The sequence below is a fragment of the Lunatimonas salinarum genome (assembly GCF_017811155.1).
In the GTDB taxonomy this organism is placed as follows: Bacteria; Bacteroidota; Bacteroidia; order Cytophagales; family Cyclobacteriaceae; genus Lunatimonas; species Lunatimonas salinarum.
The window spans coordinates 1-254 of sequence record NZ_JACVCV010000152.1 but is presented as its reverse complement, the minus strand read 5'-3'; the positions used below and the strand labels follow the sequence as shown (position 1 = coordinate 254).

The window sequence follows — 254 nt, the reverse complement described above, 5'->3', positions numbered from 1 at the left end:
CGAATGGCACTTGGTGACAACTCCGTACATCATAAAAACCAATTGCTTCCACGTCGTCATCGTCTTATAATATCGGTCGCTTTGGTGTTCTGACACAAAGGAGTCGACAATTTCACGGGGAACAAAAGAAAGTAGCTGACAAATTACGGGTTGACCGGCAAGATTCGTATTTTTGGGCATGATGTTTTTTAGTGTGGTAACTTCAAACATCATAAATTTTAGCGAGGTGTCAAAACCTCGCTATTGTATTTTTT

At 40.2% G+C, this 254-nt stretch carries 1 protein-coding gene; it reads right to left on the bottom strand.

Annotation, left to right across the window (positions count from 1 at the left end; translation table 11 throughout):
- On the bottom strand, positions 1-213 hold a 213-nt coding region (locus IAQ59_RS22255), incomplete at its 3' end, for a DUF4372 domain-containing protein (protein ID WP_209333041.1).
- Positions 214-254 lie beyond the last annotated feature (41 nt).